General features: G+C 35.3%; 1 pseudogene. It reads right to left on the bottom strand.

Annotation, left to right across the window (positions count from 1 at the left end):
- Nucleotides 1-238, bottom strand: a pseudogene (locus tag AAEZ09_RS29105) (hypothetical protein); the annotation flags it as partial.

The raw sequence follows: 238 nt of genomic DNA, 5'->3' as shown, positions 1-238 counted from the left end.
ATTTTATGCTCTACTTTTTCTAATAGTAACTCTATTTCAACTTGGCGGTGCTTATCAGCCATTAAGCTATTGGTTCGCAGTGGTACTTGTTTAGCCAATAGTAAATGTTTTTTAGCTTGATGATATTTGCGTTCATCAAGGAGAAACTCTCCATAGAAAAAGTTAGAAATTTTGCCTTCAGGATTATTCTCAAGACCTTTGAGAAGTAATACTTCCGCATCATCGTCATCACCAAATG

The organism is Pseudomonas sp. 65/3-MNA-CIBAN-0223, from assembly GCF_040310425.1.
Classification (GTDB): Bacteria; Pseudomonadota; Gammaproteobacteria; order Pseudomonadales; family Pseudomonadaceae; genus Aquipseudomonas; species Aquipseudomonas gregormendelii.
This window is presented reverse-complemented; position numbering and strand designations above follow the sequence as displayed.